This is a genomic window from Acidovorax sp. SRI_002, from assembly GCF_057586455.1.
On record NZ_JBYCZW010000007.1, the window covers coordinates 24,776 to 44,690 of the forward strand.

The 19,915-nt window shown below is 63.4% G+C and carries 20 protein-coding genes and 1 tRNA gene; 10 read left to right on the forward strand and 11 right to left on the reverse strand.

Going from position 1 to position 19,915, the window contains the following annotated elements; all coding sequences use genetic code 11:
- Positions 1-6: 6 nt before the first annotated feature.
- On the reverse strand, positions 7-882 hold the full coding sequence (locus tag AC2YJX_RS19400) for a DUF3703 domain-containing protein (protein WP_353848498.1): 876 nt from the start codon (positions 880-882) through the stop codon (positions 7-9).
- 3 nt (positions 883-885) lie between these two features.
- The gene (locus tag AC2YJX_RS19405) at positions 886-1,533 is read right to left on the reverse strand and encodes a cation efflux transmembrane domain-containing protein (RefSeq protein WP_218299494.1); all 648 of its coding nucleotides are present in this window, start codon (positions 1,531-1,533) and stop codon (positions 886-888) included.
- 71 nt (positions 1,534-1,604) lie between these two features.
- On the opposite strand from AC2YJX_RS19405, the gene AC2YJX_RS19410 reads away from it, so the two are divergent.
- The 4 genes from AC2YJX_RS19410 to AC2YJX_RS19425 all read left to right on the forward strand — a co-directional run bounded on the left by AC2YJX_RS19410 (position 1,605) and on the right by AC2YJX_RS19425 (position 4,876).
- Entirely contained in the window at positions 1,605-2,066 is a 462-nt protein-coding gene (locus AC2YJX_RS19410) for a Cd(II)/Pb(II)-responsive transcriptional regulator (protein WP_055393445.1), read from the forward strand.
- A gap of 196 nt (positions 2,067-2,262) precedes the next feature.
- The gene (locus tag AC2YJX_RS19415; protein WP_055393443.1) at positions 2,263-3,063 is read left to right on the forward strand and encodes an MlaE family ABC transporter permease; all 801 of its coding nucleotides are present in this window, start codon (positions 2,263-2,265) and stop codon (positions 3,061-3,063) included.
- Positions 3,064-3,122: 59 nt separating this feature from the next.
- Positions 3,123-4,160 (forward strand): MlaD family protein, encoded by a 1,038-nt coding sequence (locus AC2YJX_RS19420; protein WP_487257003.1) that lies wholly within the window; start codon positions 3,123-3,125, stop codon positions 4,158-4,160.
- A 35-nt stretch (positions 4,161-4,195) separates the two neighbouring features.
- Positions 4,196-4,876 carry a hypothetical protein gene (locus AC2YJX_RS19425; RefSeq protein ID WP_487257168.1) on the forward strand — a complete coding sequence of 227 codons (681 nt, stop codon included), beginning with the start codon at positions 4,196-4,198 and terminating at the stop codon, positions 4,874-4,876.
- Positions 4,877-4,887: 11 nt separating this feature from the next.
- On the opposite strand, the gene AC2YJX_RS19430 is transcribed toward AC2YJX_RS19425, so the two are convergent.
- From AC2YJX_RS19430 to AC2YJX_RS19455, 6 genes are all read right to left on the reverse strand, one after another.
- The gene (locus AC2YJX_RS19430) at positions 4,888-5,265 is read right to left on the reverse strand and encodes a hypothetical protein (protein ID WP_228894763.1); all 378 of its coding nucleotides are present in this window, start codon (positions 5,263-5,265) and stop codon (positions 4,888-4,890) included.
- A 126-nt stretch (positions 5,266-5,391) separates the two neighbouring features.
- Complete coding sequence (locus AC2YJX_RS19435; RefSeq protein ID WP_055393434.1) at positions 5,392-5,574, reverse strand: hypothetical protein; 183 nt, start codon at positions 5,572-5,574, stop codon at positions 5,392-5,394.
- Positions 5,575-5,784: 210 nt separating this feature from the next.
- A complete protein-coding gene (locus AC2YJX_RS19440) occupies positions 5,785-6,105 on the reverse strand; it encodes a hypothetical protein (RefSeq protein ID WP_255577577.1) in 321 nt (106 codons plus the stop codon).
- Positions 6,106-6,314: 209 nt separating this feature from the next.
- Positions 6,315-6,404, reverse strand: a tRNA-Ser gene (locus tag AC2YJX_RS19445).
- Between the two features lie 80 nt (positions 6,405-6,484).
- Entirely contained in the window at positions 6,485-7,402 is a 918-nt protein-coding gene (locus tag AC2YJX_RS19450) for an SPFH domain-containing protein (RefSeq protein WP_055401799.1), read from the reverse strand.
- Positions 7,403-7,454: 52 nt separating this feature from the next.
- Positions 7,455-7,880: an NfeD family protein gene (locus AC2YJX_RS19455; RefSeq protein ID WP_176885629.1), complete on the reverse strand. Its 426-nt coding sequence runs from the start codon at positions 7,878-7,880 to the stop codon at positions 7,455-7,457.
- Positions 7,881-8,026: 146 nt separating this feature from the next.
- On the opposite strand from AC2YJX_RS19455, the gene AC2YJX_RS19460 reads away from it, so the two are divergent.
- On the forward strand, positions 8,027-10,396 hold the full coding sequence (locus AC2YJX_RS19460) for an arginine/lysine/ornithine decarboxylase (protein ID WP_121419719.1): 2,370 nt from the start codon (positions 8,027-8,029) through the stop codon (positions 10,394-10,396).
- A 180-nt stretch (positions 10,397-10,576) separates the two neighbouring features.
- Positions 10,577-11,137: a fasciclin domain-containing protein gene (locus tag AC2YJX_RS19465; protein WP_121419720.1), complete on the forward strand. Its 561-nt coding sequence runs from the start codon at positions 10,577-10,579 to the stop codon at positions 11,135-11,137.
- Positions 11,138-11,224: 87 nt separating this feature from the next.
- Here AC2YJX_RS19465 and AC2YJX_RS19470 read toward each other — a convergent pair whose 3' ends face one another.
- Positions 11,225-12,070: a DNA ligase gene (locus AC2YJX_RS19470; RefSeq protein ID WP_487257004.1), complete on the reverse strand. Its 846-nt coding sequence runs from the start codon at positions 12,068-12,070 to the stop codon at positions 11,225-11,227.
- Positions 12,071-12,147: 77 nt separating this feature from the next.
- On the reverse strand, positions 12,148-12,948 hold the full coding sequence (fabI, locus tag AC2YJX_RS19475; protein ID WP_055401808.1) for an enoyl-ACP reductase FabI: 801 nt from the start codon (positions 12,946-12,948) through the stop codon (positions 12,148-12,150).
- Between the two features lie 104 nt (positions 12,949-13,052).
- Here fabI and AC2YJX_RS19480 point away from each other — a divergent pair, with 104 nt between their 5' ends.
- From AC2YJX_RS19480 to AC2YJX_RS19495, 4 genes are read left to right on the forward strand one after another with little or no spacing between them, the layout of a single operon-like run.
- Positions 13,053-14,879 carry an extracellular solute-binding protein gene (locus AC2YJX_RS19480; RefSeq protein ID WP_487257005.1) on the forward strand — a complete coding sequence of 609 codons (1,827 nt, stop codon included), beginning with the start codon at positions 13,053-13,055 and terminating at the stop codon, positions 14,877-14,879.
- An 18-nt stretch (positions 14,880-14,897) separates the two neighbouring features.
- Entirely contained in the window at positions 14,898-15,929 is a 1,032-nt protein-coding gene (locus AC2YJX_RS19485; protein WP_487257006.1) for a microcin C ABC transporter permease YejB, read from the forward strand.
- 22 nt (positions 15,930-15,951) lie between these two features.
- The gene (locus tag AC2YJX_RS19490) at positions 15,952-16,998 is read left to right on the forward strand and encodes an ABC transporter permease (protein ID WP_487257007.1); all 1,047 of its coding nucleotides are present in this window, start codon (positions 15,952-15,954) and stop codon (positions 16,996-16,998) included.
- Positions 16,999-17,009: 11 nt separating this feature from the next.
- On the forward strand, positions 17,010-18,629 hold the full coding sequence (locus AC2YJX_RS19495) for an ABC transporter ATP-binding protein (protein ID WP_487257008.1): 1,620 nt from the start codon (positions 17,010-17,012) through the stop codon (positions 18,627-18,629).
- 257 nt (positions 18,630-18,886) lie between these two features.
- On the opposite strand, the gene AC2YJX_RS19500 is transcribed toward AC2YJX_RS19495, so the two are convergent.
- Positions 18,887-19,483, reverse strand: coding sequence for a lipocalin family protein (locus tag AC2YJX_RS19500; RefSeq protein WP_487257009.1), 597 nt, complete (start codon positions 19,481-19,483; stop codon positions 18,887-18,889).
- Between the last annotated feature and the right edge of the window lie 432 nt (positions 19,484-19,915).

The following is a 19,915-nucleotide window of genomic DNA, read 5'->3' on the forward strand; positions in this document are numbered from 1 at the left end:
CAGTTTTCAGACGCCGTGGTCGCCCGGCTGCACGGGGCGGATCGCCGTTTCTTCCAGCGCCTGGTCCATCAGCACAGTGACTTCTGCCGCTGGCACCATGGGCCGGAAAGCACTCACGTGGGAGCGCCCGATGTTGCCCAACGGCAGCCGTGCCAGCAGGTGCCCCAGGGGCACCAGGGCCAGCCGCAGCAGCTGGCCGGTGGCCTCGCGCGCATCTCCCAGTGCGAGGGCGTAGCGCAGCATGGCGGTGTGTGACCGCCAGTGCAGGGGCAATGAGGTCTGTCCCAGCACGTGGGCGGCCTCCAGCCAACGCCAGCGCTGGGCGGGGGGCGCGTCAGGCTGGCGGGCAAAGCTGGCCAGCAGGTGGTTGAACGCGGCGCACCTGTGTAGCGCGGTGGGGGCGGCGCCCCCGGCGGCATGCTGCGCGGCCAGTTGGCGCCAGCGCCTTTGGCGGTGCCGGTAGAACACCTGGGCAAACAGGGCGCTCAGCGGTGTCATCAGCCAGGGCAGGTGGCGCGCAATCACCTCGATGTCATCGGTGTACAGCGTGCGGCCATCGGACAGGGGCTGCAGGGTGATGCGGTGGTCCCAGCGGCGCATGAGCACGCCTTCTCCGTTGTCGCGCAGCGTGGGCCAGCCGCCCCTTTGTGCAGCCGGCTCGATGGAGATGCGCACGGTTTGCGGGCCCATGGGCAAAACGCCCAGCAACCGCATGTGCAGCGCCAGCTCGCCGGGAGCCCAGTGCGTGGGCCATTCCGTGCCCCGTGCGGGGTGAAACTGGATGAGCGGCGCGGTGATGTGGCGGAACACAGCGGTGCTTTGCAGCTGCGCAGCCACCCATTCAGGCGGGGCGCTCAACGGAGTCGATAGGTGCACGCGCATGGATCAGTGCCCTTGCGGTTGTGGCTGTGCGGTGGTGCTGGCCAGCTCTTGCCGCGCGTGGCGTATCACGCTCCAGCCGCCGCTGATGGCCAAGCCTGCCATGATGGCCGCCACCCCCAGATCGGGCCAGGCGGTGCCGGTGCCCAACACACCCAGGGCAGCGCCCATCACCGCCAGGTTGCCCAGCGCATCGTTGCGGGTGCACAGCCACACGCCGCGCATGTTGGCGTCGCCCTCCCGGTAGGCATAGAGCAGGGCGGCCACGCCCAGGTTGGCCGCCAGCGCCAGCAGGCCCACGCTGCCCATGGTGAAGGGCTCGGGCGGTGTGCCTTGCCACGCACCCCAGGCCACGCGCCCAATCACGAACATGCCAAACGCCAGCATGCTGGCCCCCTTGACCAGGGCGGCGCGAGCGCGCCAAGTGAGGGCCATGGCCAGCACCCACAGCGACAGGCCGTAGTTGGCAGCATCCCCCAGAAAGTCGATGGCATCGGCCAGCAGCGATGCCGAGCCCGACTGGGTACCCGCCCCCAGCTCCACCACAAACATGGTGGCGTTGACGACAAGCGCTATCCACAAGATGCGGCGGTAGCGCGGGTCGGCGGCGGCAGGGCCAGTGGCGCAATGGTCGTCGTGGCAGTGGGCAGACATGGGGGGTTCTCCGTGCAGTTTTGAAAGCGATGGCATGATTGGAAACCTTGAAGTCACTTGAAGGTCAAGCCATGGATCAGAACGCTGTGCAGTTTCGCATTGGCGAGGCCGCCCTGCAGTCCGGGGTGTCTGCCGCCAACATCCGCTACTACGAGAAGGAGGGGCTGTTGCCCCCCGGCGTGCGGGGCGACAACAGCTACCGCCTGTACAGCGGTGCCGACGTGCACCAGCTGCGCTTCATCCGCCTGTGCCGCGCCATGGACATGTCGCTGCATGAAGTGCGCACTCTGCTCGCGCTGGACTGGAGCCGCAAAGAAGACTGCGACGCCGCACGCGACACGCTGGATGACCATCTGCAGCATGTGCGTGCCCGCCTGGCAGAGCTGCAGACGCTGGAGGCCGACCTGCTCGCGCTGCGCAACCGCTGCGATGGGACGGATGCCCACTGTCACATCATCGAAGCCCTGCACGCGCGTGCGGATGCGCAGCCCGCTGTGCCGTTCGCCACCGCTGCGGCAAAGCGGCATGTGTAGCCCGGTCTGCCGTGGGCGCTTGCAAGCACCAGCTTCCGCAAGGATGTGAGTAGCTGTTTCTTCTGCGTTTGAAAATGCTATAAAAATAATAGCTGTTTGCGCTTGTCTATCAAGCGCTAGATGCCAAAAACATCGAAAAATTTCTATGACAGTCCACCGTCAACGCTCTCTGTGAGTGCCCCGCTATGATCCGACCATGATTTCGCGCTTGCCCGGCCTCTCCCTGCCCGAACGTGTGTGGAACACCGCGCGGCGCTGGGCGGTCGCCTGGTGGCGCATCTTGTATCTGGGGGCGGTGGTGCTGGTGCTGGTGTTGTCGCCGTCCAGCTATGGCAAGGGCACGCGCAGGGCGCTGGCACGCCACCTGTATCTCGACACCGCCCCGGTGCTGCTCGGCTTTACGGTGCTGGCTGCCCTGATCAGCCTGGTGCTCACGCGCATCGTGGTGGTCACGGCGCTCAGCTATGGCCTGTCGCGCTATGCGCTGGAGATGGTGATCCGCGTGCTGGTGCTGGAGCTGATCCCGCTCACGGCGGCGCTGTTCGTCGCCATGCGCTGCACCATCCCCAATGGCTCGCAGATCACGCGGCTGCGGCAAACCGGACGGTTTGACGCGCTGCGCGCCCATGGCTCGGACCCGGTGCGCATCGAGCTTCTGCCGCGCGTGATCGCTGGAGTGTTCGCCTGCATCACGCTCGCCGCGCTCAGCTGTGTGGTGGCCCTGGTGCTGGCGTACCTGGGGGTGTATGGTTTCAATTTGGCGGGGTTGCCCAGCTACACCCGCATGTTTGGCCAGGTGTTCACGCCCAGCGTGACGATGGTGTTCGCGCTCAAGACCGTGTTCTTCAGCCTGGCCGTAGCGCTGATCCCCATGGCGGCAGGCCTGTACGACACGGGCGATCGCACCCAGCCCGATTCAGAGCTGGGCGGCCTGGCCCGCATGTTTGCCGTGCTGCTGATGATCGAGGTGGCCTCGCTCATGGGCAACTACTACTGACCGATGTCTGCTGACACCCGACTACCCCATTCCTTTACGGCGACCCACCTTCCGGCACCATGAACGACGAGAACCACAACGCCCGCCAAACGCCGCCCCCGGGGCCCGCTCCGGCTTCTCCCGCCACCGACGTGCCGCCCGTGGAAACCCTGCGCCCGGTGGCCTACCTGGAGATCAAGGCGGCGGCGTTGCTGCTGTTCACGTTGGCCCTCATCGTCGGGTCGGGCCTGTACCTGCTGTATGCGCGTGGTGCGTTCGAACCCACGCAGACCCTGGTGCTGACGGCCGACGACTCTGAAGGCGTGGTGGTGGGCATGGACATGACGTTCTCGGGTTTCCCCATTGGCCGCGTGCGCCGCATCGAACTGGCCGAAACCGGCAACGCCCGCATCATCGTGGACGTGCCCCGCAAGGACGCGCACTGGTTGCGTGAATCCAGCGTGTTCACACTGGTGCGGGGCATTGTGGGTGGCACCAACATCCGCGCCTACACCGGCATGCTGAACGACAAGCTCCTGCCCGATGGTGCCGTGCGCCCCGTGCTGCGTGGCGACGCCACCGCCGAAATCCCGCAGCTCATGGCCTCGGCGCGCGAACTGCTGTCTAACCTCAATGCGCTCACGGCGCAGGACGCTGCCCTGGGCAGCAGCCTGACCAATGTGCAGGCGCTCACCGAACGCCTCAATGGCCCCGGCGGCATGCTGGGAGTGCTGATGGGCAATGAGGCCGATGGGAAGAAAATTGTTGCCACGCTCGACCGCACCAATGCCCTGCTGGCGCGCCTGGATGGCATGGCGGCGCGGGCTGACAAACAGGTATTTGGCGCCGAAGGCAGCAAGGAAGCGCTGGTACCTGAGATGCGCGCCACCGTGGCCCAGCTCAATGGCTTGTTGGCCGACACCCGCACCAGCCTGAAAAAGGTGGATGCGGTGCTGGTGGAAGCCCAGGCCATTGGCGCCAATGCCCGCGAAGCCACCACTGACCTGGGGGCCTTGCGCGCCGAGGTGGAAAGCAATCTGCGCAAGGTAGAAAGCCTGGTCAACGAAATCAACCGCAAATGGCCTTTTGCGCGGGATACGGAACTCAAGCTGCCATGAAGCCCTTTTCAGTTTCTGCATTCCCTTCGAAGCCCATGCACCTGGCAAGGCCACTCCGGGTGTCATTGCTGGGAGCTGTGGTGGTTGCGGCGGCCTTGTTGTCCGCATGCTCCAGCAAACCTCCCGTGCCCGACTGGCAGATGAACGCTCAAGGCTCAGCCCAGAAGGCCCTCGAAGCCTATCTGTCGGGCAACCCCCGCGTCGAGCAGCTCGAATGGGACCGCGCCCGGGCTGAAGTGGCCCGCACGGGGCGCCCAGACCTGCTGGCCCGTCTGGAACTGATGCGCTGCGCTGCGCAGGTCGCCAGCTTGGTACCTGGCCCCTGCGAGCGCTTTGAACCGCTGCGCGCCGACGCCGCCGCGCCCGAGCGCGCTTATGCCGACTATCTGGGGGGGCGAGTACAGCCCCAGGACGTGGGCTTGCTGCCCGAAGCGCAGCGCAAGGTGGCTGCATCGGGCGATGCATCTGCGTTGCCCGCTTTGGAAGACCCGCTGTCGCGCCTCGTGGCAGCTGGGGTGCTGTTTCAGTCGGGGCGCGCCAGCCCGGCGGTGATCGCTATCGCTGCTGACACAGCCTCTGCCCAGGGCTGGCGCAGACCGTTGATGGCCTGGCTCAATGTGCAGGCGCAACGCACCGAAGCTGCGGGCGACCAGCAAGCCACTGCAGCGCTGCGTCGGCGCATTGCCATCGTGGAGCAGGGTGCGCCGCAGCGCTGAGGCGCGAACGGCTAGCGCAGGCGTGCCTGCAATTGCGTTTCGATGTGTTCCCGCTCCAGCGCAAACTGCTGGGCGGTGATCTCATTGGCTTCGTATTTGCGGGCGGTGGATAACAACAGCACCGTGTTTTCCAGGCGCGTGTCTTGTTGCAAAGAGGGCGGCAGGGCGGTCAGTCGGTCAAAACTCTGCTTGTAGAGTTCGCTCCAGCTCAGCGCCCCGGCCTGGGCCTGGGCGCGCGCACCGTCATGCCAGCGCGCGAATTCTTCAAGGGAGCCATCCCTCGGGCTGGTGCATCCCCCCATCGCCACCAGCAGCGCTGTCGCCGCCACAGGCCGCGCGAAGAAGCGAGCAGAAAAAAGACTTGCAGAGATTCGAAAACGTGTGGTCACGATCGTCCTCCATTCTGGATTGCCACCGAAAATCCCGGTGCGCAGCGCCAGATGGTACTCCGATGCTATGCTTTTTGCTACCCATGGCGAGTAGGCGTGCTAAACCACTCCACCTCATGCACAAGTTCACTCAAACAGACTGGAGGGAAAGATCTGGTCCAGCCCACTGGGCAAAAGCGGCATCGAATCCACCGACTGCACGGTCACATCGGGCATCAGCAACGATGCCGCCGCCAGTACCGCAAGCACAACCGTGCCGGCAAACGCAGCGAGGGCGCGGGTTCCGGGTGTCAAGGGGTGGCGCTTCATGGCGGATCCTTTGTCAAAAAGGTGGGAGTCCCAATGAGCTCCCGGGTCAGCCTCAATGGCTGATGGAGAGGATTTCAGCAAAACGCGCGGCCAGCGTCTGTCAGACAAGTGCGATATCCGCAGATGACCCCGGTTTGTTGCCTTTGGTTGCAAGTCATTCAGAAGCTTGGTTGTGCTCAGATGTTCCGTAGAGCGAGCATGCGCATGACACTAGGAGTCCAGCGTGGTCCTTGTCCCACCGCGCTGCACTTGGCAGGAGTCCAAAGACGGAAGCCAATCGGCCGAAGCCGGCGCTGGCGCAGAGCGCATGGGCGCGAACTTGAATGGGTGACGGGGGTAGGTTGTTGCCAGCGCTGCCCGCCCTTGCGGCGAAATGGCAAGAACCTCTGCTTTTTGCTCCTTGGCACGCACATCGGGAAGCTGCACCTCTACGAGCTGAGCAGCCGCCAGCACCCGAAGCTTGTCAACGTCGCAGGGCTTCTCGATCATCATGGGCAGCTTGCTCTGTGCAAGGACGAACAGTAGCTCCATGGGCATAGGTGCACTCCTTTTGGGTGGAGTCATTTATTGTGAATAGTGCGCCGCGGCGTGACAACCAATCACACGTTTTGCAACAAATCGGCGGGTTTGGTCCCACCGCTCCCGGCATTTCGCGAGGCGGGAAGGAGGCGCTGAAAGCGCTCCGTGTCACTTGAGAGGCCGAAACGAAAAAAGCGCCCCGAAGGACGCTTTTTGATTTTTGGCGGAGAGGGCGGGATTCGAACCCGCGGTGGGGATTAGCCCACACACGCTTTCCAGGCGTGCGACTTAAACCGCTCATCCACCTCTCCGAAGCCCTCGATTATAGCCATAGGAAAAGGGATATCTGGGCTGACGGTAGCCGTTGCCTCGAAAAAAGCTTTGCCTGCGCTCAGGCCGCTTTCTGTGAAGCTTGCACCATCTTCATCGCCGACCCGATCAGCGCAGACACCTCCGTCATGTTGCTCGGCACGATAAGTGTGGTGTTGGAGTCTGCTGCCACCTGGCTGTAGGCTTCCACGGCCTTCTCGGCCACCTTGAGCTGTACAGCCTGTTCGCCACCGGGTTGGCGGATGGCTGAGGCCACACGCTCGATGGCCTGGGCGTTGGCTTCGGCCACGGCCTTGATCGATTCTGCCTCGCCTTGGGCCTTGTTGATGACGGCCTGCTTTTCGCCCTCGGATCGGGCGATGAAGGCCTCGCGTTCGCCGGTGGCGATGTTGATCTGTTCCTGGCGGCGGCCTTCAGAGGCGGCGATCAACGCGCGTTTTTCGCGTTCTGCAGTGATCTGGGCCTGCATGGCGTGCAGGATTTCCTTGGGTGGTGTCAGGTCCTTGATTTCATAGCGCAGCACTTTCACGCCCCAGTTGAGGGCAGCTTCGTCGATGGCCTGTACGACCTGGGCGTTGATGATGTCGCGCTCTTCAAAGGTTTTGTCCAGCTCCAGCTTGCCGATGACCGAGCGCAGCGAGGTCTGCGCCAGCTGCGTCACGGCCATGATGTAGTTGCTGGAGCCGTAGCTGGCGCGCATGGGGTCGGTCACCTGAAAGTACAGGATGCCGTCCACTTGAAGCTGGGTGTTGTCGCGCGTGATGCAAACCTGGCTGGGCACGTCGAGCGGGATTTCCTTGAGGCTGTGTTTGTAGGCGACCTTGTCGACAAAAGGTACCAGGAAGTTCAGTCCCGGTGTGAGCGTGCCCGCGTACTTGCCCAGGCGCTCTTTGACCCAGGCATTTTGCTGGGGCACGACCTTGACGGACCGCGCGATGAAAATGACGGCAATGATGAGAATGACGATGGCAATTTCCATGAGAAGCCTCTTTTTCGTTGTTGATCTGTGAAGGTGAGCGACAGCGGGATTTTTAGAGAGGGTCTACCAGCAGGCGATTGCCCACCAGTTCAGCAACCCGGTGCATGCCCGTGGAGGGGGTGACTCCGGGACGGTGGATGGCTGTCCAGGTGGCACCCCGGTACTTCACGGTGGTGGTCCCATCAGCGTTCCAGCCCTCAATGAGAATGGTTTCGCCCACGTCCATGTTCACACTGCGATCCGCACGGGCCGAGGGATCTCCGGGCCGCTTTTTCTTGAGGTAGTACCAGCCCACCACTGCGCCGCCGCCCACAACAGCCGCTGCCACGATCTGCGCGGTAATTGGCAACCCCAGATGGGCCGCCAGGGCCGCTGCCACCAGTCCAATGGCCACCATGAGCAGATAGAACGTACCGGTGAGCAGCTCTGCAACGACCACAGCCCCCGCTGCGAGCCACCAGATGGTGGATTCCTCCATAGCCAACTCCTTGTTGTGGTTGTGTTTAGTGCACCACATTCTGGGACAAAAGGGTTGCAGTTCAAAGGCGCGTCAAGGTTATTCCTTACACTTCGCGCCTATTTCGTTTTTTGGCCGGGCAGGGCACGGTTGCACGGAGGCTGCGCATGAAGTTTCGCTTTCCCATCATCATCATCGATGAAGACTATCGTTCCGAGAACACCTCGGGCCTCGGTATCCGCGCGCTGGCGCAGGCTATCGAGTCTGAGGGTTTCGAGGTGGTTGGCGTCACCAGCTATGGTGACCTGTCGCAGTTTGCCCAGCAGCAAAGCCGCGCCAGCGCATTCATCTTGTCCATCGACGATGAGGAATTTACGGTGGGTGAGGGGCTGGACCCCATCGTGCTGAGCCTGCGCAACTTCATCGGTGAAGTGCGGCGCAAGAACACCGAAGTGCCCATCTATGTGCACGGCGAGACCAAGACCAGCCGCCACCTGCCCAACGACATCCTGCGCGAGCTGCATGGCTTCATCCACATGTTCGAGGACACCCCCGAATTTGTGGCGCGCCACATCATCCGCGAGGCCAAGAGCTACCTGGAGAGCGTGCAGCCTCCATTCTTCAAGGCACTGCTCGACTACGCTGAAGACGGCTCGTACAGCTGGCACTGCCCCGGCCACTCCGGCGGCGTGGCGTTCCTGAAGAGCCCTGTGGGCCAGATGTACCACCAGTTCTACGGCGAGAACATGCTGCGTGCCGACGTGTGCAATGCGGTGGAAGAGCTGGGCCAGCTGCTGGACCACAACGGTGCCATTGGTGAATCGGAGCGCAACGCCGCGCGTATTTTCAACGCCGACCACTGCTTCTTCGTGACCAACGGCACGTCCACATCGAACAAGATGGTGTGGCACCACACGGTGGCGCCGGGCGACGTGGTGGTGGTGGACCGCAACTGCCACAAGTCCATCCTGCACAGCATCATCATGACCGGGGCGATCCCCGTGTTCATGAAGCCCACGCGCAACCATTTCGGCATCATTGGCCCCATTCCGCAAAGCGAGTTCGAGCCTGCCGCCATCCAGGCCAAGATCAAGGCCAACCCGCTGCTCAAGGGCGTGGATGCGAAAAAGGTCAAGCCGCGCGTGCTCACGCTCACGCAGTCCACCTATGACGGCGTGCTCTACAACACCGAGACCATCAAGAGCATGCTCGACGGCTACGTGGACAACCTGCACTTTGACGAGGCCTGGCTGCCACACGCGGCCTTCCACCCGTTTTATGGCAGCTACCACGCCATGGGCAAGAAGCGCACGCGCCCCAAGCATTCCGTGACGTACGCGACGCAGTCCATCCACAAGCTGCTAGCCGGCATCAGCCAGGCTAGCCATGTGCTGGTGCAGGATTCGCAGACCACCAAGCTGGATCGCCACCTCTTCAACGAGGCCTACCTGATGCACACCAGCACCAGCCCGCAGTACAGCATCATCGCCAGCTGCGACGTGGCCGCCGCCATGATGGAGCCTCCCGGCGGTACGGCCCTGGTGGAGGAAAGCCTGCTCGAAGCGCTGGACTTTCGCCGTGCCATGCGCCAGGTGGAGCACGACTTTGGCAAGAACGACTGGTGGTTCAAGGTTTGGGGCCCTGAAAAGCTCGTGGACGAAGGCCTGGGCCGCGCCGAGGACTGGATCATCCGCAGCGATGGCAAGGGCAAGAAGAACGCCAGCAAGTGGCACGGCTTCGGCCAACTGGCCGACGGCTTCAACATGCTGGACCCGATCAAGTCCACCATCGTCACACCGGGCCTGAACCTGGACGGCAAGTTCGACAAGACTGGCATTCCCGCATCCATCGTCACCAAGTACCTGGCCGAGCACGGCGTGGTGGTCGAGAAGACCGGCCTGTACAGCTTCTTCATCATGTTCACCATCGGCATCACCAAGGGCCGCTGGAACACGCTGCTGACGGCGCTGCAACAGTTCAAGGACGACTACGAGAAGAACCAGCCCATGTGGCGCATCCTTCCCGAGTTCTGCCAGCAGCACAAACGTTACGAGCGCATGGGCCTGAAGGACCTGTGCCAGCACGTGCATGAGATGTACGCCAAGTACGACATCGCGCGCCTGACGACCGAGATGTACCTGTCGGACCTGACGCCCGCCATGAAACCCTCGGACGCCTACGCGCACATCGCCCACCGCCAGACCGAGCGCGTGGAGATCGACCACCTGGAAGGCCGCATCACCGTGGGCCTGGTCACGCCCTACCCACCGGGCATTCCGCTCTTGATCCCTGGCGAGGTATTCAACAAGAAGATCGTGGACTACCTCAAGTTCGCGCGCGAATTCGCCAAGCTGTGCCCGGGCTTCGAGACCGACATCCACGGCCTGGTGGAAGTGGAAGACGAGAACGGCCAGGTGCGTTACTACGCAGACTGCGTGGCAGAGCAAGGCAAGACCGGCAAGAACCCCAAGCCCCTGGCCACCGCCCAGAACCTGGTGCAGGTGGGCGACGACGGCCCGTACGGACGCAACGTTTAAGCACGTCTTCGCGCTGGTGTGTGGGTGCACCAGCGTCTCGAAAATCGCTCCCCCGGCATGGCTGGCGGAGCGATTTTTTTGTGCATTTGAATCCGCTGTTGTGGTGCTGCCGTATTGACTGTCAGCCGCGTGGTTTTCATGCGGTGGCGACTGTCTTCACACACCTCTCAGGAGATTCTCATGACCCTTCGATTCAACGCCCGCCTCGCCACCATCGCCTTCACCGCAGCCATGGCCGCTGCCGCAATGCCTGCCATGGCGCAGGTCATGGTGGGCGGTGCGCCCATGCTGGCCAGCAAGGACATCATCGACAACGCCGTGAACTCCAAGGACCACACCACGCTGGTGGCCGCTGTGAAGGCTGCGGGCCTGGTCGAAACGCTCAAGGGCCCCGGTCCCTTCACCGTGTTTGCGCCCACCAATGCGGCATTTGCCGCATTGCCCGCCGGCACGGTGGACACGCTGCTCAAGCCCGAGAGCAAGCCCACCCTGACCAAGGTGCTCACCTACCACGTGGTCGCGGGCAAGTACGACGCTGCTGCGTTGTCCAAGATGATTGCAGACGGCAAAGGCATGGCCAGCCTCAAGACGGTGGCGGGCGGTACGCTCACCGCCAAGGCCAGCGGCAATGCTGTCATGGTGACGGACGAAAAGGGCGGTACGGCGACGGTGACGATTGCCGACGTGTACCAGTCCAACGGCGTGATCCACGTGGTGGACAAGGTCCTGTTGCCTAACTGATTGAGCAACGGATGGGGGGCTGCCCGTCCGCTGTGCATGGCCGCCGCATCGCAGGGCCGGGATCGGCCAGGGGTTGCTGTGGCCCCGTCAGCGAACCGGCGGCACATCGTCCCGCACACGCACAAAACTCGCGAAGCGCGGCAGGCCCCCGTCATGGGTACCGCGAAACCGGTACGTCACCCAGCTGCCCACAGGTGGTGGGTCAGCCCGCTGCGCATCGCTGAAACCCGCCCCCAGTCGGAAACGCTGGCCCGAAGGCATTTCCACCAGCAGGGCTCCCATGCGACCGGCGTGGCGGCCCTTGCCAGGCAGGTGGGCGACCACGCGCGCTTCCGTGTCTTCGTGGGTCTTGACCTTGACCAGGTCGTCGCTGCGGCCAGACTGGTAGAGCGAGCTGCCCCGGTGCAGCATCAGGCCTTCGCCGCCCGCCCGCACCGTGCGTTGCAACAGGGCCTGCAGGGCAGCATCGTTTTCGATGCGCTTTTGGGGCACCGCCTGGACCCAAGGCTGGTTGATTTGCATCACCAAGGCATTGAGCGACCGCAGCCGTTCGTCAAACATGCCGCCGTGCCGGGGCAGGTCAAACACCATGAAGCGCATCTGGTGCCAGGCCGCCTCATGAGGCTGCTGTTGGCGCGTGGTGGATTGGGCGTGTGCAAAGCGCCCGCGTCCGGCCCACAGCTCTCCGTCCATGGGGGCGGTGGGCCACCCGGCGGTGAACCAGGCGGGGGCCATCACCGTTTCGCCGCCCCGCGTGCGCAGCGTGTGGCCGTCCCAGTAGCCCCGCACACCGTCGTATTTTTCGCTGACCCAATAGTCGGCCAGCGGCATGCCGGGCCGGTACACATTGGCCAGCAACAGGGCAGGGGCGTCTGCTGCGTGCGTGGGCAGCGCAGTGAAACTCAGCCACGCCAGCCAGTGCCTGCGGAGCATTTGCTATTAAATGTATAGCTACCAGCGCTTTTTCAATAAGCGCTAGGCCCTGTTTTGATCTAAATTTTCGATGACAATCAGACCTGGTCTGCGCTCAGGCCCGCCGTCTGGCTGAAGCCGCCGTCCACGTAGGTGATCTCGGCCGTCATGCCCGAGGCCAGGTCCGACAGCAGGAAGGCTGCCACATTGCCCACGTCTTCGATCGTCACGTTGCGGCGCAGGGGCGATGCATCGGCCACGCGGCTGAGCAGTTTGCCAAAGTCCTTGATGCCGCTGGCGGCCAGGGTCTTGATGGGGCCGGCGCTGATGCCGTTGGCGCGGATGCTGCGGCCGTCTTCGGTGCGGCCCACGGCCTCGGCCAGGTAGCGCACGCTGGCTTCCAGGCTGGCCTTGGCCAGACCCATGGTGTTGTAGTTGGGGATGGAGCGCAGCGCGCCCAGGTAGCTCAGTGTCAGCAGCGACGACTTGTCGTTCAGGTAGGGAAGGGCGGCCTTGGCCATGGCGGGAAAGCTGTAGGCGCTGATGTCGTGGGCGATGCGGAAACCCTCGCGCGAAAGGCCTTCGAGGAAATTACCGGCAATCGCCTCGCGGGGGGCGAAGCCGATGCTGTGCACAAACCCGTCGAATTGGGGCCAAGTCTGCGACAGCTCGGCAAACATGCGCTCGATCTGCTCGTCGCTGCCCACGTCACAGTCAAAGATCAGCTTGGAGTCGAACTCGGCCGCAAAGTCGGTGATGCGGTCCTTGAAGCGCTCGCCCACGTAGCTGAACGCCAGTTCGGCGCCCTGTGCGTGGCAGGCCTTGGCAATGCCGTAGGCGATGGAGCGGTTGGACAAAACACCCGTGATGAGCAACTTCTTGCCGGTCAGAAAACCCATGTTCAATCTCCTTTTGGAATGGCGAAATGTCGGCGGGCGGCCTGGCGCATGTGGGTATGCGCGATCTGCAGCGGGGCCCGGCGAACGTAGTGCAGAATTGTCGCATGCGGTTTTGGCTGATTTTTTTGCTGATGGGGTGTGCGGTTCCTGCATGGGCTGCACATGGGTATGCCCTGTGGGGCGAGCCGCGTTATCCCGCCGGGTTTGCGCATTTTGCGTATGTGAACCCAGATGCGCCGAAAGGCGGCGAGCTGCGGCTGGTCAGCAACCTGCGGGTTTCCACCTTTGACAAATACAACCCGTTCACCATCAAGGGCAACGCGCCAGCATATTTGTCGTCGCTGATGTTCGATTCGCTGCTCGCCGGTTCGATGGACGAAACCGCCACCGGTTATGGTCTGCTGGCCGAAGATGTGGAAGTTGCCCCCGATGGTTTGTCCGCCACCTTCCGCCTGCGGCCGGAGGCGCGTTTTCACAACGGCAAGCCCGTGCTGGCGCAGGATGTGAAGCACAGCTACGACACGCTGGTGGGCCCCTTCACATCCCCTGCCTACAAGACGCTGCTGATCGAGGTGGCGGGCGTGGATGTGATCAACGACCGCACCGTGCGTTACCGCTTCAAGCTGCCCAATCGCGAGCTGCCCCTCACCGTCGGCGGCCTGCCGGTGTTCAGCCGCGACTGGGGCGTCGAGAACGGCAAGGCCAAGCCGTTTGACCAGGTGGTGATGGATATTCCCATCGGCAGTGGCCCCTACAAAATCGGCCCGGTGCGTTTTGGCAAGGACATCACCTATGTGCGCGACCCGCAGTACTGGGCGCGCGACCTGAACGTGCGCAAGGGCACGGCCAATTTCGACAACATCCTTGTCAAGATCTACAAGGACAACACCGCGCGGCTGGAGGCCCTCAAGGCGGGCGAGTTTGACCTCATGCGGTTTTTCAGCGCGGGCGACTGGGCCCGACGTGTTACGGGCAAGAAGTTCGATACGGGTGAACTCGTCAAGGGCGAGTTTGTGCACAAGCTCCCCTCGGGTTTTCAGAGCTATGTGCTCAACACCCGCCGGCCTTTGCTGCAGGATGCGCGCGTGCGCGAGGCCCTGGGCCTGGCCATGGACTACGAGTGGATGAACCGCCAGATGTTCTATGGCGCTTACCAGCGGGTGAACGGCCTGTTTGGTAACACGGCGTGCGAAACCAAGGGTAGTCCCTCGCCCGAGGAGCTTGCGCTGATGGAGCCCTACCGCAAGGACATTCCGGCTGCCGCGTTTGGCCCGATGACGGTGCCCCCGCGCACGGATGGCGATTCCTCACTGCGGGCCAACCTGCGGCGGGCGCAGGCTTTGCTCAAGGAAGCCGGCTGGGAGGTGCGCGACGGTGCCCTGCGCAACGCCAAGGGCGAGGCCATGGTGCTCGAATACATGGACAGCAATGAAGGCGGCGTGCGCACCATCACCCCCTGGATGCGCAATCTCGAAAAGATTGGTGTCACCTTGCGGTTTCGGTCAGTGGACTTTGCGCTGTACCAGCAGCGTCTGCAGAAGTTCGACTTCGACATTACCTCGATTGCCTACCAGGGCACCAACAACCCGGGCCAGGAGTTTGCCGACATGTTTGGCAGCCAGGCGGCCGACGTGGAGGATTCCGGCAACTTTGCGGGCGTCAAGAACCCTGCGGTGGACGCGATGATCAAGGCCATGACCTCTGCCAAGACCGAGGCGCAACTGCTTCCCGCCTGCCACGCCCTGGAGCGCATCATTGCGCACAGCCACTACCTCATTCCGCAGTGGACGGCGGGCACACACCGCATGGCCTACAACGCCTGGCGGCTGGCACGGCCGGCCACGGTGCCGCCTTACGCCAGCGGCGAAGGGTGGGTCATCGACACGTGGTGGGCGCGTATTCCTCCCCAGACCGCGCCAGACAAGAAATAGCCATAAGACCGCCCACCCATGTTTGCCTATATTCTCAAACGTGTCTTGCTCATGCTGCCCACGCTGCTGGGCGTGCTCTTGCTGACCTTTGTGGTGATCCAGTTCGTGCCGGGCGGCCCGGTGGAGCAGTACATGGCCGAGGCCAAGGCCGGTGTGGGCGGTGGCGGCGCCGAGGGGGGCGGCCTGAGCTACCGGGGCGCGCAGGGCGTTGACCCCAACCGGCTGGAGCAGATCAAGGCGCTGTACGGCTTTGACAAACCTGCCCATGAGCGCTTCCTGCAGATGCTGGGACAGTTTGCGAGGTTTGATCTGGGCAAGAGCTTTTTCCAGAACAAGGATGTGTGGCAACTGGTGAAGGAGAAACTGCCGGTTTCCATCAGCCTGGGCCTGTGGACTTTTTTCATCAGCTACCTCGTGGCCGTGCCATTGGGCGTGGCCAAGGCGGTGCGCGCCGGGTCACGCTTTGATCTGGTAACCACGCTGCTCATTCTGGTGGGCTATGCCATTCCCGGCTTTGTGCTGGGCGTGGCGCTGCTGGTCATTTTTGGTGGGCAGTTGCAGTGGTTTCCATTGCGCGGGCTCACGTCGGCCAACTGGGATGAAATGACCTGGGGCGCGCGCATCGTGGACTATCTGTGGCACATCACGCTGCCCGTCACGGCCATGGTGCTGGGCAGTTTTGCGGTGACGGCCATGCTGACCAAGAACGCGTTCCTCGAAGAAATCCGAAAGCAGTATGTGCTCACCGCCCGCGCCAAGGGCTTGAGCGAGCGGCAGGTGCTGTGGAAGCATGTGTTCCGCAATGCCCTTATTCCCATCGTCACTGGCTTCCCGGCTGCGTTCATCGGTGCTTTTTTTGCGGGCTCGCTGCTCATCGAAACCCTGTTCTCGCTGGATGGGCTGGGCTTGCTCAGCTATGAGAGTGTGATCCGTCGCGACTACCCGGTGGTGCTGGGCACCTTGTATCTGTTCACACTGATCGGGCTGGTCACCAAGCTCGTCAGCGACCTTTGTTATGTGTGGGTGGACCCGCGCGTGAAGTTTGACTAGCCCGAACGAATCCATGGCCCTGATGAGTTCTGCTTCCGCATCGCCTTCGCTCTCGCCCTCCCGCCGTGCCTGGCTGCGCTTCAAGCGCAACCGCCTGGGGTATTGGAGCCTGCTGATCTTCTGCGCCCTGGTGCTGGTGAGCCTGTGTGCCGAGCTGGTCAGCAACGACAAGCCGCTCATGGTGCGCTATGAGGGGCAGACCTACTTTCCCATGCTCAAGGACTACTCCGAAAAGACCTTCGGGGGAGACTTCGAAACCCCCACCGATTACCTCGATCCCTTCATCAAGGAGCGCATTACCGCAGGCAGCAACTGGGCGCTGTACACCTTGAACCCCTACGGCCCCAACACGCTGAACTACTTTGCCAAGGCGCCCAACCCCTCGGCCCCCACGGCCGACAACTGGCTGGGCACAGATGACCGGGGGCGCGACCTGCTGGCGCAGCTGCTGTACGGATTTCGTGTGAGTGTGCTGTTTGGTCTGGCACTCACCATCACCGGCGTACTGCTGGGCATGCTCACCGGGGCCATCCAGGGGTTCTTTGGCGGCAAGACCGACCTAGCGTTTCAGCGCTTCATCGAGATATGGGGCTCCATGCCCGAGCTGTATCTGCTCATCATCTTCAGCGCCGTGTTCGCGCCCAGCATTGCGCTGCTGCTCATCCTGCTGTCACTGTTTGGCTGGATGGGTTTGTCCGACTATGTGCGCGCCGAGTTCCTGCGCAACCGCCAGCTCGACTATGTGAAGGCTGCCCGGGCCTTGGGGGTGAGCAACAGCCAGATCATCTGGCGCCACATCCTGCCCAACAGCCTGACGCCCGTGGTCACCTTTTTGCCCTTCCGCATGAGTGGCGCCATCCTGGCGCTGACCTCGCTCGACTTCCTGGGCCTGGGGGTGCCGCCCGGCACGCCGTCGCTCGGTGAACTGCTGAACCAGGGCAAGAACAGCATTGACGCGTGGTGGATTTCGCTGTCTACCTTTGCGGTGCTGGTCACCACCCTGTTGCTGCTGACCTTCATGGGCGATGCGCTGCGCGATGCCCTGGACCCCCGAAAGGCCGACCAGTGACCCCTACGGCCATGACCCCTTTGTTGCAGGTTCAGGACCTCCACGTTCGCTTTGGCCCCAAAGAAGTGGTGCGGGGCGTCAACTTCAGCATTGCCGCAGGCGAAAAGCTTGCGCTGGTGGGCGAGTCCGGTTCCGGCAAGACCATCACCGCTTTAAGCCTGCTGCGCCTGGCGGGCAATGCCGCCATCACCGGGCAGGCAACGCTGCAAGGGCGGGGCGACCTGCTGGCGCTGACCGAACGCGAGATGCGCGGCGTGCGCGGTGGCGACATCGCCATGGTGTTCCAGGAGCCCATGACCGCGCTCAACCCTCTGATGACGATTGGCCTGCAGATTGCCGAAATCCTGCAGCTCAAAAAAGGCCTGACCGGCGCCCAGTGCGCGCAGGCTGCCATCGAGCTGCTGGCCCAGACCGGCATCCCCGAGCCTGCACGCCGGGCCAACAGCTTCCCGCACCAACTCTCAGGCGGCCAGCGCCAGCGCGCGATGATTGCCATGGCCCTGGCCAGCAGCCCGAAGCTGCTGCTGGCCGACGAGCCCACCACCGCGCTGGATGTGACCTTGCGCGGCCAGATCCTGGACTTGCTGAGTGATCTGCAGCGCCAGACGGGCATGGCCGTGCTGCTCATCACGCACGACCTCAACCTGGTGCGCCGCTTTGCCAACCGCGTGGCCGTGATGGAGCAGGGCGTGCTGGTAGAGCAGGGCCCCGTTGCCGAGGTGTTTGGTGCACCCCAGCACGCCTACACGCGCCGCCTGATTGCCAGCCAACCCCGCCGCGATGTGGTCGAGTCCGATCCGCCCGCAGGCACTGCCCCGGTGGTGAAGACGCAGGATCTGCGCGTGGTCTACCCCACGCCGCTGCCCGGCATCAAGGGCTGGTTCAAGAAGGGCGAGTTTGTGGCTGTGCAGGGCGCCACGCTGCAGTTGCTGCCGGGCCAAACACTGGGGGTGGTGGGCGAGTCCGGCTCTGGCAAGTCCACGCTGGCGCAGGCCATCCTGGGGCTGTTGCCTTACGCCGGCCAGTTGCAGGTCGGGGGTCAGGCGTGGCAGCAACCTGCCATGCGCAATACCCCCGCCAACCAGCAGCTGCGCCGCCGCGTGCAGGTGGTATTTCAAGACCCGTTCTCCTCGCTGTCCCCGCGCCTCACGGTCGAAGAGATCGTGGGCGAGGGCCTGAAGGTGCACGAGCCCACACTGACCGTGGCCCAGCGCCGCATGCGCGTCGAGGCCGCGCTGGAAGAGGTGGGACTGGCCGAAGCACAGTACCCCCGTCTGCTGGAGCGTTATCCGCATGAATTTTCAGGCGGCCAGCGCCAGCGCCTGGCCATCGCCCGGGCCCTCATCGTGCAGCCGCAGGTGCTGGTGCTGGACGAGCCCACCAGCGCCCTGGACGTGACCATCCAGCAGCAGGTGTTGGGCTTGTTGCAGCGGCTGCAAAAAGAAAAGGGCCTGAGCTACTTGCTCATCACCCATGACGTGGATGTGATCCGCGCCATGGCGCACGACGTGGTGGTGATGAAGGATGGCGCGGTGTTGGAAGGTGGCAGCGTGAACGACGTGCTGGATGCACCACAACACCCTTACACCCAGCGCCTGGTGGCGGCGGCCACCGTGCCGGGTATCGGCTGATATTTGAATAGAAATGGCATCAAGGGACCCTCTGCACGAATCACCGCGCCGCGTGCATCTGCGGTCTCGGGCGGTCTGCCGCGTTGCAAATACTCGCAATAGCTGCGGCTATTGCTGCGGTTTGCGCCTTGCAGCCCATCCCGATCCGCAGCGCACACTTGCCGCTCGATTCGTGCAGAGGATCCCTAGCGCTTATTAGGTAAGCGTAAATAGCTATCAAATATATAGCTATTTGCGCTTGCCGGCGTTGGAGCTTTTCAGGTCATCACGGCCCGCTTGGCGTGTTGCTCGCTGGCGGCGGGCATCCACAGAATCTTGCGCACATCCACACCCATCGTCTGTGCCCGCTCCATGAGGTGCTCGCGCACATGCCAGGGCAGGGTGGGCGTGCGTGACAAGATCCACAGGTAATCGGTGCTGGAGCCCACCACCATGGCCCACTGGTAGTTTTCATCGAGCGCCACCACGTTGTAGCCGCCGTAAAACGGTCCAAAAAACGACACCTTGAGCGCAGCGCGCTTGGGCTCATCCACAAAGCGCGCCGTGCCTTCGGCCTGCTTCCACTCCTTGCGCACTGGGTCGTAGCCTCGGTTGACCACCTTGATCGTGTCGTCGGCGTTGCGGCTGTAGGTGGCGCTGGTCTGGGTCAGGCCGCGCTCAAAGGCGTGGTCGATGCGTGCCACCTCGTGCCAGTGGCCTGCGTAGCGGTCTGCGTCAAACCCCGTAACGGGCTGAATGCCCTCGGGCGCGCGGGGCGTGGAGCAGGCCGTGAGCGCCAGCAACGCCATCATTGCGGCAGCGCCGATGACCAGCGGCCAGGGCGAATGGGCACGGGGTGGGGTGTGAATGCGCATGGGCTTGCTCCTGCTGGGGTTGCTGCCGGGGCTGCCGTTGCACCTGACGTCACCTTATGGCACCTGACGGAATGTGCACTGCGCAGCGGCTGTTCGTGCGATCCACTGTAGGCACTGCAAGGGGGCCGGTGTGTAGGCGCGCGCTGGCAGCGGCTGTCGGCAGGATGTGCATCGGTGTGGTGGCGCTGCCGTCGTTCCGTACCTATCCAGGCCACCATTCTGGAGCGCTGTCGGAGATGGAGTTGGTGGCTTTGCCGCGGCGCACTTCTCGCAATGCGTCCCCCTGAGTGGCCGCATTCAGACAAGAGTGTTGATGGCTTCCACCTGCCAGGGATACGACGGCCTTCCGGTACCGGCGCTGCTTTCGTGTTTGCATCCCTGCTTGCCAGGGTCTGCTGGTGCCGGGCGGCCTGTTCTTCCTGGCTCTGTCGT